Raw genomic sequence first — 16,515 nt, 5'->3', positions numbered from 1 at the left:
AGGATTCAATAACAATCACACCCATACGAGAGGAAGAAAACAATAAATGAAAAAATTATATCGTTCCCAAAGTGATCAGAAGATAAGTGGTTTGTGCGGAGGTCTTGCTCGTTGGTCTGGTATTGATGCTACAGTAATCCGTCTCGTTGCTGTTGCCGCAGCATTGTTCAGCTTCGGAACAGTACTTATCTTCTACGTCATCGCTAGTATCATCGTTCCTAAAGAACCTTTTAACAGCTTTTCAGATGGACATGATTTCTATTAATAAATCGTCGTTTAATACAAACTAACCCTAATCCAACCATAAAAAAGGAGAGATAGAACATGAGTCTATTAAAAAGAATTTCCACAATTACTAAAGCAGCCCTACACGAAGGTTTAAACAAATTAGAAAACCCGGTGTTGCTGACAGGTCAGTATTTACGTGATCTTGAAAATGATATCGCTAAGGCGGAACGCAATGAGCGTGATCTGCAAGTTACAGCAAGTGTGTTGGAACGCCGTAAGCAAGAATATACTCAGTTAGTAGAGCAAAGTGAAGCCGAAGCCGTTCAAGCAGTTGAACAAGGAAATGAAGAAAGAGCTCGTCTGGCACTCATAGCCAAGTTACGGTACGTAGAACAGTTGGAAGAGTCCATAAATAGCCAAGTACAAACTAAGCAATCCCTTGCAGAGCTTGAGATCAATATCGCTAGAGCAAAAGAAGAGCGTGAACATCTCAAAGCGAAAAGAACTGAACTTATCGCTCGCGCTCAACAAGCGACAGAAACACTCAACTCTGCTCCACGTTCTTCTACGAAAGGTCTAAATGTAGGATCAGCTTCACAAGGTTTCGAACGAATGGAAGAAAAGATTTTCGAGTGGGAAGCATTGGCGGAAAACTCCAAAAATAAATTCAATACAGGCACAGGAATAAGTCCTTCCATCGATCCTAACCTGCGTAGCGCCGTTGACATCGAAATCGAGCGAATCCGCAACCGTAAAACCAACACTGAAGTAAACACTGAGAAAAAATAAATAGGACAACAAGCCTCTTACTACTCAGCTATTGTGCTGAATAAGGGGCTTGTTTTTTACTTCTTTTCATCCCGCGAATCCATTTTTTCGTTTCTGGATCCACACGATAAGACTCAGTGATTTTCTGCAAAGCTTTGTTGTAAGTGAAATCATCTAAGCTGTTGTTTCTCAAATAACTCATCGTAGGCTCTGGCAATTTCACATAACAAATCGAAAGCGCCCAAGAAACCGCCATTTTTACATAATAGCCTTCATGACTGACCTTATCGAGCAATTGTAAAATCCGGCTGATATACGCCTCTTCAATAAAGAAATTAAGCATCATTACCACAGCAAAACGGATTTCATATTCTTGATCTGACAATAGGTAAGGCATTATAAACTCCCACACCCGTTCTTTATTCTTTACGGTAAACTTCAGGCCTGTGCAAAAGCTATCGCATACGGACCAGTTATCAATTCTGGGAATAAAGTCTGCGATATAACGTAGGATTTCTTCAAGATCTGTCTTCACGTAGCCAAGCACCATACCTTGCAGCATCACTTCTTCAAAATAATCTGTCTCGGCATGCTCCAAATAGGCTCTCCAATCACCCTTTGCAATGATTTTGGCAAGCTTGCGCAGTTCCGGTAGCCTGACGCCTATAACATTATCTATCGTCGGAATTAAGGCCGCAGAAAACTTCTGGTAGTCCACCTCTGCCAAATTCAATAGCTGTTCTCTTATTGTTTTTTCCATAGTAGTACTCCTTACCCGTCCATTATTCAAATGAAATTTCCCATAAATATATAGAAGCCACAGAACCCAAAGGAGAATAGTTTAGCCGGTATTGTTCAAATTGATCTTTGGTAAGCTTATCAAGTCCATACAGCTTCATCATCCCCCGACGAATCGCAATATCTCCCCAACTGACCACATCCCGTCGTTCCATAGAATGGATTAACATCATTTCTGCCGTCCATTTGCCAATGCCCTTTAACGTCATAAGTTTTTGTATAACCTCTTGATCTGATAACCCAGGCAATTCCTCCAGCTTAAAATCACCCTGAGCGACCAAATTGGAAATCTCATGGATACATAGTGCCTTTTTCATCGTCATCCCACAGCTTTGAATCTCATCCGCCGTATGTAACGCTAACTGCTGCGGAGTGATGTCTCCGAACTGAGCCAACATTCTGTTCCAAATGGTCCGAACCGCTTTTACTGAAATAAGCTGTCCTACTATAGCATAGATAAGCGCAGTAAAAAGATCCGGTATAATTACACGTTCCACTCTGCCCATCCGTGCCATAGCTGCGCCAAGTACTGGATCCACACTTCGGAGATAATCTATGTCTTCTTGCCCATAATCAAAAAACTTAGTAATTACGCTGCTCAAAGTGTTTCCTCCCGTATCTGATAGTGATGACCCTAATCCTAATATACAATACCTATTTGGCAGTGTACGGATTGTTGAATAGAATAGCAAGATAGCGAAACTGGAAAAAGCCATAACATCCCTAAGATAGGTGGTTATGGCTTATTGTAGCGCATAGGCTTATTCATTCTGAATAATGTATTTTTATGCTCGCAGGATTCTTTTTTCTTTCGCTGCCCTTAGCCATATGGGGAATTCATTCAGTAGCTGATCATACAGATCTTCATCAGTCACCTTTTCAATTTGGTCCAGATGAATAAAATTGGCGTTATCCACCAAACGTCCCTTCATCGTATCAAGTTGCTTCAATACTTCAAAATCCGAGTTACCAATTCCGACAAACTGCCAAAAAATTGGTTGGACCGAAGCAGCCATAATCACATTTTTAGTGGATTTCACTACACCACCATCGTTAATAAATATGATAAATACCGGTGTAGAATCGGGTTCTTCCTCCGTATATTTTTTAATGATATCCTCCATTACTGGCGGTTCATTATTGCGGCCAAACTTATGAATGGTACGATTATTTAAAATATGTGTAAACACATATCTTCCTAAATCCTGCTCTGTCACAGGTGGCAGCCGGCTAAACTCCGTATCGTACACCCACACATCTAACGATTGGTTATCATCAAATTTGCAGGCAACGGCTAATATACGCTCAACTACTTCTTGAACGGTTCCATTATTATAAAGATTTCTCATAGATCCTGTAATATCCAGGACAACGCCTACCCTTGCGATGACTCCTGTCAGATTCTTTTTTTCTAAGGTGATCTGAACAATTTTTTTACGTAAATCAATAGAGGACAGTACATTCTTCTCTTCATAACGGATCGTCTCTAAAGGCAGGGATAACTCAGCTGTGGCCGCTACCTCAGGGTTCCCTTCGTCTTCTTCAATAACGAGCCCATAGTTTGTACATAACGCAGCCAATCCTCCCTCAAAGCCACTACCAATCGCACTGAATTTCCACTCTGGGCCATAGCGATATAGCTCTCCAACCACAATAGCTGTCTCCGTCGACAGGTCAGAGCCATACTCGAAAACGAATAATTCCTCACCGCTAGCAGCATCCACTAAGCGTAGATAAGGAGAGGTTACTTGCTTCATAGAGTGTCCTAATTTTTCTCCTTCATAGATCGTTAAAGTTAAAGCTATTCTAGTAATATCCTTAGGAAGTCGAGAAAGTGTAATGGCGATAGCTTCTTTATCCCCTAGTTGTAAGACAGAATGAGTTACAGCTTCGTCTATAGACAACGGATTACCATAAAAGATAAAGTTCTCATCGCGTTCGCAACGGTTCTGCTCTGACAGTAAAAAAGCAGCAGAGTCTATGCCAATTCTAGTATCAGCAGTCATCCACCCAAATTTCAGCAAAAGCTTGTTCACGTTTCTCCCTTTCGTAATATCCACCTTTTGCCCCTTTATAAGCCGCACTCTATCATCTCCTTATTTTTACTGAACAGCTCATTGTGATTCACTAGATTGTATTTATCATTTTACTACTTTAATATGAAACGTATATATGATAGATAAGGAGCTTTACGAATGGACTTTATAGCAATTGACTTTGAGACCGCGAACTCCAGTCGATCCAGCGCATGTGCCTTGGGACTTGTGGAAGTTAAAGCTGGAAATATAACCGCAGAGCATTCTTGGCTAATTGACCCGCAGCAGCGGTTTGATGGCATGAACATTTCGATACACGGCATCACACCATCAATGGTAATCGGGCAACCTACTTTTCAAGAGCTATGGCCCACCGTTGAACCGTTACTACACGGACAAATCGTCGTGGCTCATAATGCTGCTTTTGATATGAGTGTCCTGCGTTATTGTCTCGATGGAATGTCCCTGAGCTACCCAAGCTTTCAATACTTATGTACCTATTTATTAGGCAAAAAAATGCTGCCCGACCTGCCCTCCCATAAACTTAATGTAGTCTCCGATTTTTTCGGCATTACGCTAAAGCACCATGATGCCTTGGATGACGCACGCGCAGCCGCTGCAATTCTAGTAAAACTTATGGAGCAAGAGGAGCACTATGATCCTCTATTGCTCTCTGCCAGTCAAGGATATACTAGCGGAACGATGTTTGCCGGTGGGTATACCCCATTTTCGACTCGCGCGAAAAAGCCTGCTAAGAAACAAGGCACTAAACATAAACCCTCCATTTATAGCAGCCGCGCCACTTTGTCCAAATAACCAAAGAACATCAAAAACCCCCAACCAGCTCCTTTCTGCTGATTGGGGGTTTGGTTTTACAGGGTATCTCTTAAATCTTCAAACGATACACAGCCTTATTCTCTAGACCTCTGATGAACGGTGTCCATTCCTCGGTCTCCGGTGTGGTATCCAAAGCATCCTCCACCATTTGCAGCTTCGCATCCATCGCATCGATATGATGCAGAGCGACTGCCTCAGCTGTCTGTGGCTGAACAGGACTACCCCATTCGCCCAGATTATGATGTGACAATACGAGATGCTGTAACGCCATAACCTTTTCCGAATTCAAATCAATATCTAAACGGATAGCCGCTTCCGTGATCCAATTAGACGCCATCGAGATATGGCCAATTAATTTGCCCTGAACGCTGTATTCCGAGACAATCCCAAGCTGGGAGACCATCTCTTCCGGCTTCGCGATATCATGCAGAATGATCCCGGCCTTCATTAGATCTGGATTCAAGAACGGACGCTGCTTGCACAGAAAATCACCGATTTCCAGCATACGCACCATATGATAAGCAAGTCCGGCAAAATAAGCATGATGATGTGTTTTGGCTGCCGGATAATGCATCAATTTCTCTTCCACTTTACCCACACAAAAAGAGACAATTGAAGCAATTTCCGGATCCGAAATACTTGCCATAACCCCTTTAATCGTATGAATAAGGTCTACTGGACGAATTGGGGCAGAACGGATGAAATCCGTAAGTGCAACGCCATCCTCATCGTTAACCAACCTGATTTTAGTAATTTTTATTTGTAATTTCTCACGATAAGTATGAGCAATCCCGCGTACCTTCACAAGCGCCATAGGAAAAAAAGTTTCTTTATCATTTGTGCTGGCATCCCAATATTTCGCGGATAATTGTCCAGTGGAATCCCCCAGGACGATGTCAAAATAATCTTTTGGAGGAGTGCCGTTCGTTTGTTTAATTGCCAGCTCTCTTAAAAGATAAAAGCCAACAAATTCATCTTGTGGAGCGAGCTGTTTAATTTGTGTCATTTTGGAGCCTCCTATTAATAACAGGCTTTCGGCCTGCTCTCTATATTAAACTTTAGACACTCACCTCCAAAATCCCTTTAAATCACTATACGATCTATTTTCATATTTATGTACAAGCCAAGAATATTTGAAAAAGGAGGCTACTCCCCGGCCATATTCTGGCACTGGAATATCCTCCTTTTATTATAAAACGATAATTATTTACCAGCCGATTCAAGTGCTGATTTAATAGCTTCTACCGCTTTAGCGGATATTTCTTTCTCTGCATCATTTTTTCCGAAGACTGCTGGACGGTAACCATATTTGTGCAGGCTATATCCGGTCGATGTCGACTCGATTTCACCTTTCACTGCCAGCTCCGCGTCCGTTAACTGATTGATTGTTCTTACACTTCCGTTTTTATCCAAATAATAAACGAGCATTTTGACAGGAACACCATACTCTACATTCACCATAACATTTACAAGCTTATCGGCACTTACACCAATGAAGATTCCATCGAAATAAGCCGCTTTATTAGCTTCTACAACCTCAGCTTTTCCGTATGCTCTATCCACCGCAGTCTTTAAAGCCACGCTGCTGCTAGTTGCACCGGACACAGCATCTACTTCCTGCACGCCTTCTCTAGTACCTGCTGCGAGGAAGCTAGCCGTCAACTGAGGAATTGCTTTTACCACCTCAGGGTAAGCAGCGTTCCCTCTATCTACAAGGTTCATTCCTACACGATACAATGCTACATTTACGATTTTGCCGTTACGCAGGGTAACGTCCGCTCTGTTCGTTCCTTTATCATAAGCATCACCAAATGCAGTAAAGGTTCCGTCTTTATAGGTTCCTTGGACTTTGGATGCATTGGTCAAAGCATCTGTCAGTGCTGCTTTAGCTGCTGCCGACAATGCTTCTTGGCCTGTAATATCGGCCATTTGCACACCTTTTTCTAACAGCCCGGATGTGAGTGTAGCTACCCATCCTTTTTGTTCTGCACTCAGTTTATCGTCAGCAATCAGCTTGCCGTCAGCTCCAAACAGACTTACTTTAATGCCTGTTACCGCATCTGCATCAACATCAACTAGCAGCAGCACTTTAGATTGGTTATCTACTCCGGCAAATTTGCCGTCAAAATATTGACCTTCAGCAGGAACCTTCAGCGCCTTCTCAAATGCTCTTTCTACAGCTTGGTTCCAGCTGTGACTACTTTCCGTAGCTCCGGAAATTCCGTCAACCTTTTCATCATAGTTAGCGATATATGAACCATTCGCTAGCAGCTTAGCTGTCATAGGAGCATTTGCTTTTACTACTTCCGCATAAGCTGTTGCCCCTCTGTCAATCAGGTTGTTGCCAAGTCTAAACAGCTTCACATCAACCAACTTACCGTTGCGAATCACGATGTCAGCTCTTTCAACGCCAACACTTCTTGCCGTACCATAAGAGGAATAGAATCCGTCTACATAAGCAGATGTATTGTTGATTATTGCATTCTGCTCAGCATCCCAGAAAGCGTTAATCGCTGCTTTAAAGTCGGCTTCAAGACCTCCAGCAGGTTGTGCCTCTGTTCCTTTGGCCAGCAAGGCTGGAGCTATAGCTGCAACCGCTGCCGCTTGCTCAGCTGTGTAAGCTTTCTCCTCAATGAAATCACCAGCGCTGTTCATAGGATACACTTTAACATCTGTGAGCTTGTTGGATTCGTAGGTCGCAAATACAGAATATTTACCTGTAGGATCTACGCCCATATGAACTCCATCAAAGTAAACGGCATTTGTATCTTTCACTGTTAGAGCTCTTTCAAACGCTCTATCTACAGACAATTTCCAGCCATTACTGGAGCGGGTAGCTCCCGAAACAGCATCAACTGCCGCTGCTCCATCTCTTGTTTTGCCAAGCAATCTATCCTTCATCAATCCATAAGCTTGCCATAAAGCACTATAATTGTTACGGGCATCTCTATCAATCAGCTTAGGACTGGTTCTCAAAAGCTCAATGCTAGTAATTTTGCCATCTTTAATTTCGATCTTGGCACCTTCCGTGCCTTTGGAGTATGCATCGCCATAAGCTACGTAAACTCCATCTTGGTATACGTTTTCATTAACTGTAACAGGCTTTGCTGTAGCCACAGGCTTAACAGTTTCTGCTGGTACTACTGTCGCTGCTGGTGCAGCGGTTGCTTTTGGGGTTGCTACTGGTGCTGCTGTAGCTTTTGGGGTTGCTGCTGGTTTGGCTGTTGCCTTTGGCGTTGCTGTTGGTTTTGCCGTTGGCTTTGGCGTTGCTGTTGGTTTTGCTGTTGGCTTTGGTGTTGCTACTGGTTTTGCCGTTGCTTTTGGTGTTGCTGCTGGTTTTGCCGTTGGTTTTGCTGTTGGTTTTGCTGCCGGTGCATCCGCTTCTTCGGAGGCTGCCGATACTGCATCCACCTTCAAGTTTACAGCAGGCACATTAAGTGTGTAAGCAAACGGCGCTAACAATATAGCCGCGCTAACCGTTAAAGAAATTAGTTTTTTCAATGAAAATTCTCCTTTACCAAACCCCAGTGATATGTAGCTTTTTGTTAACCAAACCTTTTTCGTACGATGCGCCCCTTCTCTTCTTATGAAGCATAACTTCTCTCTTCATAAGAACTCATCCCCCCTCTCATGCTTTTGCACGCTCGATTTTCAATAAAAAAAATATCTTGAATCTATTTCATTTCTTCCTTTTAACACAAAGCTGCATAAAAGGTGAAATAATTCACATAAGTTATTATAAAAACACTTACACCCGTTTTCCATCAATTTCTGGTTTGATACTACCAGACCTTTCTGCGGTTCTTCTGTATCGAAAATCACACACCCTATAAGAAACATCACTATTTGCGATTAAAATTAATTTATACACGCAAAGTGATCTCAATAACTGTGCATTCAAGGTTAGCTATGCTATTTTAGAACGATCTCTTATATGGGAAAGGAGTTCTGTGCTTTGAGCAAACAGCCACCTATTGGAGTTATACTCGCCCAAATCGGCACCCCTACTGCACCAACTGCAAAAGCTGTACGGCCTTATCTGAAACGTTTTTTATCAGATCGCCGAATCATAGATTATTCTCCTCTGCTGTGGCAGCCTTTGCTGCGAGGCGTGATTCTGCGTTCACGTCCACGCCGGTCCGCTGAGCTGTACAGTCAAATATGGACAACCGAAGGATCACCACTGCTCCTTCATTCTTCAGCTCAGCAATCTGGATTGCAAGAACTGCTGGGTCCAAGGTATCAGGTAGAGCTTGGATTGGCTTATAGCGAACCCAGCATGGAGCAAGCGATGGCGAAATTCGACACGGCCGGAGTTACCCGAATTATCATTGTGCCGCTGTTTCCGCAATATTCGTCCACGACTACCGCATCCGTATTCGATCAAGCCAGCTTTGCAGCCTTAGGTCGCCAAAGCTCCACTGGACCTGTAACTAAACGTCTAATTCCGGCTCTAAGATTTATTGATGCCTACTATAATGAGCCCGGTTATATTTCAGCCTTGAAGTCACACCTGCTGCGTCAAATGGAGAATCTGAGCATAGAACCTGATTATTTTGTACTGACCTTCCATGGGATTCCCAAACGGTATGCGGATACCGGTGATCCTTATCCGCAGCAATGTATGGAAACCGCGCGTCTTCTTGCTTCAGCTATGAATTGGGAGCCCGAACGCTGGCAGCTTAGTTTTCAATCACGTTTCGGGCGAGAAGAATGGGTAGGACCGTCTACAGCGGATGTTCTGGGAGAGCTTGCCGGACGAGGAATACGTAGACCTCTGATTTTTTCACCGGGTCTTGTGACCGATTGTCTGGAAACGCTGCATGAGCTAGCCATAGAAGGACGAGAACAATTCGAGGCTGGTGGAGGACAAGCAGAGGAATTTATGGCAATTCCCTGTTTGAATAACCATGAGGATTGGCTTGATTTTTTGGCTGAACATGTAGAAAAAAATACCCAAGGGTGGTAAAACAAAAAACCGTCTTGTCCACAGATCATCTCTGTTGTAGACAAGACGGTTAGCTATATCAATTGTTAAGCATGAAGAATCGAAAGGATACTTATGCTGTAAGCTGCTTATATTTCGTAGTCAGTTCATGGAACCACTGCTTGTCCTGTAAGGTCAACGCAAAATCAATCAGCTCGGCAATCTCACTCGGCTGTAAATCTGCTGAGTCATTAAAGGATACTTCAGCCATAGCTGTAGCTGCGCCATTCCCATCCTCTGCGTAATCATAAGAAAAACATAACTTAATGTCACTTTCCAGAAATTCATTACGAAGGAAATATAATACCTCACACATTAACACAGGTCTAACATGATCATCAAAGACACATTCCATAACCTTTGCCCAATATTGCTGGTTGTTGAGGTGTAACTTATCATTAGTTAAGAGATATTTCTCACCCTGAAAATCGGTGACAAATCTCAGTTCAAGCGGCTTCATCTTAAAAATAGTAGCAATTTGCTTCATGCTAATATTCAAAATATCTTGCGTTTCTAGTCTGATCATCTCTCCATGCACCTCGTCCCTCTTAGTTGGGTTATTCGAAACCTGCCATTATCTATAATTCTTTATATGCCATTATTGTAAAATTAACTCCATTAATTCACTTTAATTTTATCTAATTTAACATTATTATCGTCACCTGACTATGCTTTATTTATATTTTTTTAGGATTTCGCTCAGAAAAATGTTTCATTCTCTAAAAATCTGTTTAATATTATTGTTCATTACAATAAGATGTATAAAGATTACGCATCATGTGAAGCTTTTACTTTCTTATATTTAAACAAAAAAAACTGTTCTGAATGGTCATTACGACCTCAGAACAGTTTTTCGCATTAGGATTATGCTTCAGTTAATTTACTTAAACAAACAGTGGCACTAACTGTATTCCCTCAGGTGAAATCCGCACGAGTCCTTTATCGGTGATACGTAACGTTGGGATAACCGCCAGAGCAAGCAGCGATAAAGTCATAAACGCGTAATTCAAAGTACAGCCGGCATCATACAACGCTTTGCTGATCGCAGCTGATTTCTCAGCAGCAATTTCAAATGGCTCTGTAGACATTAGGCCTGCAATGGCCAACGGGAATAACGTTTCTCCACTAGAAGTAATTACGGCAACCCCACCTTGAGCGTCCGCCACCGCATTCGCAGCTTTGGCCATTAACTCATTATCATTGCCGATGACGAGTACATTATGACTATCATGAGCAACAGTCATTGCGATAGCAGCCGGCTCTTTAAAACCGATGCCTTCCACAACAGCCACTGATTTATTTCCTGTTCCTTTATGCCGTTCGAGCACAGCGATTTTACACAGACCCTCCACAGCATTTACATCCAACTGCCCTGCCACTACAGGTACCGAAACTATACGTTCAATGGTCTCTACATGATTTTCTCTTACTTTAATAACTCTTGCAGTAAGTTCACCTGTTTCAATTGGAGCCGCGATAATGAAATCTTCGGCGGTAGGACGCTGTGGCAAATGAACCGAAGCCAAAACTTCCTCTGGATAAGTGAATTTAGCAAGCTCTGCCGTCATCACACCATTTTCGGCAACTACTACACCCGCGGCAATCGTAAGTACCACGTGAACATCGGCCAAATTCCCGTCCAGCAGAATAATATCCGCAAAAGAACCTGGAGTAATAGATCCGATATCCTGAGACAACCCAAAACGCTCTGCTGTATTAATAGTTGCCATTTGGAAGGCTGTTACTGGTTTCACGCCTTGAGCAATCGCATGGCGAACAACGAAATCCATATGACCTTCGTCGCGTAACGATTCCGAGCTGCGGTCGTCAGTTACCAGCATCATGCGGCGCGGATCAAGTCCACGCTCTGTATGAGCGGTGATGGTCTTGGCAACATCATGCCAAGCCGAGCCCCGGCGCATTTTGGCATACATGCCCAGTCGAACGCGCTCAATCACATCGTCTGCTGTAACACACTCATGATCACCAGTCACCCCTGCCGCAGCATACACTGGCAGTCTCCAGTCGCTGGAAGGCCATGTGAAATGACCGTCAACAAATCTGCCTGCCCGCAGCGTAGCTTGAATCTCTCCAAGCATTTTCTCATCGCCGTAAACAACGCCAGGGAAATTCATCACTTCGCCCAGAGCAATCACATCTTTGCCCCAAGTAAAAGCTTCGGCAACTTCTTCAGGACCCATTGAGGCACCCGTTGTCTCGAATTCCGCACCTGCCGCAGGCACACAAGAAGCCACCTGCATGTAAGCAGCTAACGGCGTACCCCGCATCTCATCCAGCATCAATTGAATACCCTTCAGCCCGAATACATTAGCAATCTCATGCGCATCAAAGAAACCACCTGTTGTGCCAAGCGGCAAAACAGCGCGGGAAAATTCAGTAACGGTTAGCTGGGTGCTCTCAATATGGCAGTGGCCATCGAGCAATCCCGGAGCTATATACTTGCCGTTCGCATCAATAACTTGCGTTCCTTCGCCAATCATATGTGTCACATCTTTACCAACATAAGCAATTCGTACACCTTGAACACCAACAGACATTCCTTCTAGAATTTCACCAGAGCATACGTTGACCAGCTTTCCACCTGTAATTACCAGTGTTGCCGGTTTATCGCCTCTTGCCGTAGCCACAAGCTCAGGTACACAATCTGCTAAAGGCTTTCTTGTAAAAGTTGTCATCTTCATCTCTCCCCCGTTAGTATCCAAGTGTTGTCTTGATGTAGTGAATAGATCCGTAATCATAGAGGATTGCCTAACTATTAAGCCTAGGATAATATAGTTGCGCAGGTCTGTATTTGTAAGAAAAAACGGCTCAATCATCCCTGTAGATGATAGCCGTTTACTTATTCCCAAAGATTGTCCAAACCATCCGGACATGCCCCTGTTTTTACTCTCCCGCCATCCGCTCTATTCCAACGATTATCTTACTTTTGCCTCATATACGTCAAGTGCTGCCTGAACCCCAAACCCGCAAGGCCCCTTAAATCCATGACGCTGTAATGCGGCTTCCAGCGCTCCAAGCAGCCGCAACACGTTATTCTCACGACAGCTAAAACCCATCGTACCGATGCGCCAGATCCTTCCCTTTAACGGTCCAAAAGAACTGGCAATTTCAATTCCGAACCGCCCCAGCAGCAGCGAACGGACAGCTTCCCCATCTATCCCCTCAGGGATCAGCACACAGGTAACAACAGTAAGCTTGCAGGAAGGATCCCCGTATAGTTCTAAACCCATAGCTGTTAATCCAGCTACAAGTGCTTTTTCATGGAGGATATGTCTGGCGAATCTGGCATCCAGTCCTTCTTCAAGGGTAAGCCGCAAGCCCTCCCGCAGTGCATAAAGCATTGAGGTCATCTCTGTATGATGATTGAGACGTTGTGGACTCCAGTAATCCTGAAGCATGCCGAGATCGAAATAATTGCTGCGGACAAAAGATAAGTCACCTGGCTGGACATCACTTGTTCTAATCCCTCGTTCTACTCGTTTTCGGGTCATGAGCTTAGCTTCAGCACGATCATTATACGTTATCGGTGCCATTCCGGAAGGGACGGACAGACATTTCTGTGTACCGCCAACGACGGCATCCAACATCCAAGCATCTGTCTCGACAGGAAGGCCCCCAATGGTTGCAACTGCATCAACTATGAATAAAGCATCCATCCGGCGGCAAGCTCTACCGATTTCCGCGAGTGGCTGCACACGTCCTGTAGAGGTCTCCCCATGAACCATTGCCACCACATGTGGCTTAAAAGTCTCCATAGCTGCTATCACTTCATCCGGCTCAAACACACTCCCCCATGGCTTTTCCAGCACGAACACCTCAGCGCCACATCTTTCAGCAATCTCATGCAATAGATGTCCGAAGCGGCCAAAGATCGGAATCAGCACACGCTCACCCGGCAGGATCAAACTAACCATCACGGCTTCAATTCCAGAACGGGAGGTACCATCGATAGGGTAAGCCCATGAATTACGAGTAGCGAACAGCTCCTGCAGCATTTCCATCGTTTCATTCATAATAGAGGTGAACTCTGGATCAAACTGACCCAGCACCGGAAAAGACATCGCCCGCAGTACACGCGGATCTACCTCGACCGGACCCGGAGTCATAATACAGCGTTGGGACGGCGACAAATCTTCGTAACGCTTCATGATGATCCTCCCTTAAAAGTTCGGCGAACTCTTTTTAATAAGCTAACTCATATAACATCGCAGTCAGAACCTCAAGCCCAGCCGCGAGCTGCTCAGGGGAGGTATACTCTTCCGGAGAATGGCTGATGCCAGCTCGGCTTGGCACAAATATCATCGCAGTAGGGCAACGCGGCGCCAATAGCTGGGCATCATGTCCCGCTCCACTTACCATCGTGCGGTACGTCTTCCCCTGTTGGCGGCAGATATTTTCCAGCATTGCAGATAGCTTCATATCCATAGGCGCAGGGACTGTGTGGAGCACGGATGTAACCTCCAGAGTTACCCCACGTTTAACGGCAATTTCATTACATTCCGCAAGAAGCTTCTCACAGAAACGTTCCAATTCGTCCTCTTCACTATGGCGGATATCTAATGTAAAAAGAACCTCACCCGGGATCACATTTGGCGTATTCGGATTCACCTCAAGCTTACCCGAGGTTGCTACAAGAGGTTCACCAGCCGTTTTAGCAGAACTTTCAAGCACGTACAGCATTTCAACCGCACTAGCCAGTGCATCCTGCCGCATAAACATCGGTGTCGTGCCCGCATGATTAGCAATACCACTGACCTTGACCACATATCGTCTCTGGCCAACAATCCCCTGAACTACGCCTATCTGAGTGTCCGTCTTCTCCAGAATAATCCCCTGCTCGATGTGCAGTTCTACAAAAGCACCAATATCATTTCTAACTCCAGTCCGCTTAGAAGCTTTCTCCTCCGTTATGTCCTGTAAGAAGCTGGATTGTGCCATTGCTGCTTTTAACGTCACGCCCTCTGCATCCATACAGGTCTCGGCCTCGCTTCCGTCATACCTTTCCGTGACATGGCCCGAACCCCAATAAGCAAGCGGAAATCGGCTCCCCTCTTCTTCACAAAAAGATACGACCTCAAGCGTCCGCTGCGGCTGGCCAAAGTTCCTCTGCAAATCTTGAAACGCAATCATAGCCGCAGCGATCCCATAGGCACCATCATATTTTCCGCCATTGACTACAGTATCGATATGCGATCCGGTTAAAATAACCTTTTGCTGCGGATCGCGTCCACTCAATCGTCCATATACATTGCCAACCTTGTCTACGGAAACTTCTAAGCCGAGCCCAGCCATTTTTTCCTGCAAAAAAATCTGCGCCCGGCTCCATTCCTCCGTATATAGCAGTCTAGTAACTCCTGGCCCAGCTGTGCTGAATGCCGCCAGCTCCTCCAGCAGGTCCAGCAGTTTCTGAGTCGATGCTTGAACTCTGGAATCATTCATAGGCTGTACTGCTCCTTCCTAATTCGCAGCCACTGTCCACCCCCCTCACTGATCACTCCTTCTTCAGAGGTATAGATCACATTCCCGCGACAGATCGTAGCAACTACCTTGCAGGATAAAGTTCTTCCGATGTAGGGGCTGTGCTTGTGGCGATACAATAAATCCTCCGCAGTCAGCGTATAGGTTGTGCTTGGATTAAGCAGAACTAGATCGGCATCTAGACCTAGAGCTATAGCGCCTTTGCGATGCTCTATTCCAAAACGTTTTGCGGGTTGCCCTGCGAGTAGACTAGAAATTAATGTAACAGCCAACCCCCGCACATTCACGCCTTCATGGAACATAAGCTCCAGACTGCTCTGCGCACCCGAGATCCCACCCCACGCTGCAAAAAAAGACAAGTCCGGCTTCACCTTCAATTCCGTTGGACAGGGGGAATGATCCGAAGCAATCAAATCGATTTTGCCTTGGGCCAGCATCTCCCATAACTTCTCCTGCTCCACCGCACTTCGCAGCGGAGGCGCACACTTCGCCACAGGACCTAAAGCCTTCATATCATTTTCAGTGAGGACCAGATAATGTGGACAGGTTTCTGCCGAAACGTCCAGACCTCGAAGCTTAGCTTCATAGATTTTCTCAATGGCGGCGGCCGTGCTGATATGAACAAAATGCAACCGGCAGCCCGTTCGTTCACTGTACAGCAGCGCCCTGGACACTGCCTCCAGCTCTGCTTCAGCAGGGCGGCAAGCCGCAAAATCACTTGCGCTGGTTCTGCCATTTCGCACTGCATCTGCGGTCAACACCGCCGTGATAGCCTCACTTTCTGCATGCAGCGCCAAAATCCCGCCCAGAGAAGCGATTCGCAGCATCCCTTGATAGAGTGTATCCTCATCCACTTCACGGAATCTGCCTTCGCCCTCCCCTCCAGGATTGGAGAGAAAGGCTTTAAACCCAGTGACACCAGAGGCTGCCAAAACTTCTAAATCATCCAGATTACCGGGAACGAGCCCACCCCACAGCACATAATCAACGGCAGAGTTTCCAGCCGCAGCATCTACCTTTTGACGAAGTGCAGCCTCGTTCACAGTCGGTGGATTGCCGTTAAGCGGCATATCTGCATAGGTTGTGCAGCCGCCAGCTGCCAACGCCGCAGAACCGCTGCGAAAACCTTCCCAATGTCCAAACGTTGGTTCATTAAAGTGGACATGCATATCAATCATACCGGGGAGGACATAGAACCCATCTGCGTCGATGACTTTGGTTAGCGGCGCAAGCGAAAGTTCCTCTCCAAGTGCGACAATCTTACCCTCTGATACTGCAATATCCAGCTTGAGTACCTGATCGGGCAGCACTACATTCCCGTTCTTAATCACAAGTTCATAGGATTCCTTCATGAGCTGCCAC

Annotated in this window: 14 protein-coding genes and 1 pseudogene; 4 read left to right on the top strand and 11 right to left on the bottom strand. The window is 45.1% G+C overall.

The annotated features are described in order from the left end of the window. The first annotated feature begins 46 nt into the window (after nucleotides 1-46). On the top strand, nucleotides 47-265 hold the full coding sequence (locus MHH86_RS06715) for a PspC domain-containing protein (RefSeq protein ID WP_038569266.1): 219 nt from the start codon (nucleotides 47-49) through the stop codon (nucleotides 263-265). Between the two features lie 59 nt (nucleotides 266-324). Then, complete coding sequence (locus tag MHH86_RS06710) at nucleotides 325-1,017, top strand: PspA/IM30 family protein (RefSeq protein WP_076099515.1); 693 nt, start codon at nucleotides 325-327, stop codon at nucleotides 1,015-1,017. Nucleotides 1,018-1,045: 28 nt separating this feature from the next. Here the strand turns inward: MHH86_RS06710 and MHH86_RS06705 are convergent, their stop codons facing one another. The 4 genes and pseudogenes from MHH86_RS06705 to MHH86_RS06690 all read right to left on the bottom strand — a co-directional run. Next, nucleotides 1,046-1,756, bottom strand: coding sequence for a DNA alkylation repair protein (locus tag MHH86_RS06705; RefSeq protein ID WP_036679998.1), 711 nt, complete (start codon nucleotides 1,754-1,756; stop codon nucleotides 1,046-1,048). A gap of 22 nt (nucleotides 1,757-1,778) precedes the next feature. Then, complete coding sequence (locus MHH86_RS06700; protein ID WP_076099514.1) at nucleotides 1,779-2,396, bottom strand: DNA-3-methyladenine glycosylase; 618 nt, start codon at nucleotides 2,394-2,396, stop codon at nucleotides 1,779-1,781. A 183-nt stretch (nucleotides 2,397-2,579) separates the two neighbouring features. Next, nucleotides 2,580-3,251 carry a VWA domain-containing protein gene (locus MHH86_RS06695; protein ID WP_256717363.1) on the bottom strand — a complete coding sequence of 224 codons (672 nt, stop codon included), beginning with the start codon at nucleotides 3,249-3,251 and terminating at the stop codon, nucleotides 2,580-2,582. Between the two features lie 111 nt (nucleotides 3,252-3,362). Beyond that, a pseudogene (locus MHH86_RS06690) lies at nucleotides 3,363-3,878 on the bottom strand (TerD family protein); the annotation flags it as partial. Nucleotides 3,879-3,989: 111 nt separating this feature from the next. On the opposite strand from MHH86_RS06690, the gene MHH86_RS06685 reads away from it, so the two are divergent. Next, nucleotides 3,990-4,646 carry a 3'-5' exonuclease gene (locus MHH86_RS06685; protein ID WP_036680002.1) on the top strand — a complete coding sequence of 219 codons (657 nt, stop codon included), beginning with the start codon at nucleotides 3,990-3,992 and terminating at the stop codon, nucleotides 4,644-4,646. Between the two features lie 70 nt (nucleotides 4,647-4,716). Here MHH86_RS06685 and MHH86_RS06680 read toward each other — a convergent pair whose 3' ends face one another. Both MHH86_RS06680 and MHH86_RS06675 read right to left on the bottom strand, forming a co-directional pair. Then, entirely contained in the window at nucleotides 4,717-5,673 is a 957-nt protein-coding gene (locus MHH86_RS06680) for an HD domain-containing protein (RefSeq protein WP_076099512.1), read from the bottom strand. A 197-nt stretch (nucleotides 5,674-5,870) separates the two neighbouring features. Further along, nucleotides 5,871-8,168 (bottom strand): FMN-binding protein, encoded by a 2,298-nt coding sequence (locus MHH86_RS06675; protein WP_036680007.1) that lies wholly within the window; start codon nucleotides 8,166-8,168, stop codon nucleotides 5,871-5,873. A 454-nt stretch (nucleotides 8,169-8,622) separates the two neighbouring features. Here MHH86_RS06675 and hemH point away from each other — a divergent pair, with 454 nt between their 5' ends. Beyond that, complete coding sequence (hemH, locus tag MHH86_RS06670; RefSeq protein ID WP_341137878.1) at nucleotides 8,623-9,636, top strand: ferrochelatase; 1,014 nt, start codon at nucleotides 8,623-8,625, stop codon at nucleotides 9,634-9,636. A gap of 91 nt (nucleotides 9,637-9,727) precedes the next feature. Here hemH and MHH86_RS06665 read toward each other — a convergent pair whose 3' ends face one another. The 5 genes from MHH86_RS06665 to MHH86_RS06645 form a co-directional block, all read right to left on the bottom strand. Next, the gene (locus MHH86_RS06665; protein ID WP_036680123.1) at nucleotides 9,728-10,180 is read right to left on the bottom strand and encodes an IDEAL domain-containing protein; all 453 of its coding nucleotides are present in this window, start codon (nucleotides 10,178-10,180) and stop codon (nucleotides 9,728-9,730) included. A 358-nt stretch (nucleotides 10,181-10,538) separates the two neighbouring features. Next, nucleotides 10,539-12,356 carry an adenine deaminase C-terminal domain-containing protein gene (locus MHH86_RS06660; protein WP_342479778.1) on the bottom strand — a complete coding sequence of 606 codons (1,818 nt, stop codon included), beginning with the start codon at nucleotides 12,354-12,356 and terminating at the stop codon, nucleotides 10,539-10,541. A gap of 234 nt (nucleotides 12,357-12,590) precedes the next feature. Next, nucleotides 12,591-13,823, bottom strand: coding sequence for an alanine--glyoxylate aminotransferase family protein (locus MHH86_RS06655; RefSeq protein ID WP_076099510.1), 1,233 nt, complete (start codon nucleotides 13,821-13,823; stop codon nucleotides 12,591-12,593). Between the two features lie 34 nt (nucleotides 13,824-13,857). After that, nucleotides 13,858-15,114: a Zn-dependent hydrolase gene (locus MHH86_RS06650; protein ID WP_342479664.1), complete on the bottom strand. Its 1,257-nt coding sequence runs from the start codon at nucleotides 15,112-15,114 to the stop codon at nucleotides 13,858-13,860. Beyond that, the gene (locus MHH86_RS06645; protein ID WP_076275376.1) at nucleotides 15,111-16,505 is read right to left on the bottom strand and encodes an allantoinase; all 1,395 of its coding nucleotides are present in this window, start codon (nucleotides 16,503-16,505) and stop codon (nucleotides 15,111-15,113) included. Before MHH86_RS06645 ends, MHH86_RS06650 begins: the two co-directional genes overlap by 4 nt. Between the last annotated feature and the right edge of the window lie 10 nt (nucleotides 16,506-16,515).

Origin of the sequence: Paenibacillus sp. FSL F4-0097, assembly GCF_038593125.1 — a bacterium.
Lineage (GTDB): Bacteria > Bacillota > Bacilli > Paenibacillales > Paenibacillaceae > Paenibacillus_AQ > Paenibacillus_AQ odorifer.
Note: the sequence above shows the minus strand (reverse complement) of the source record. Positions and strands in the feature narration are given on the sequence as shown.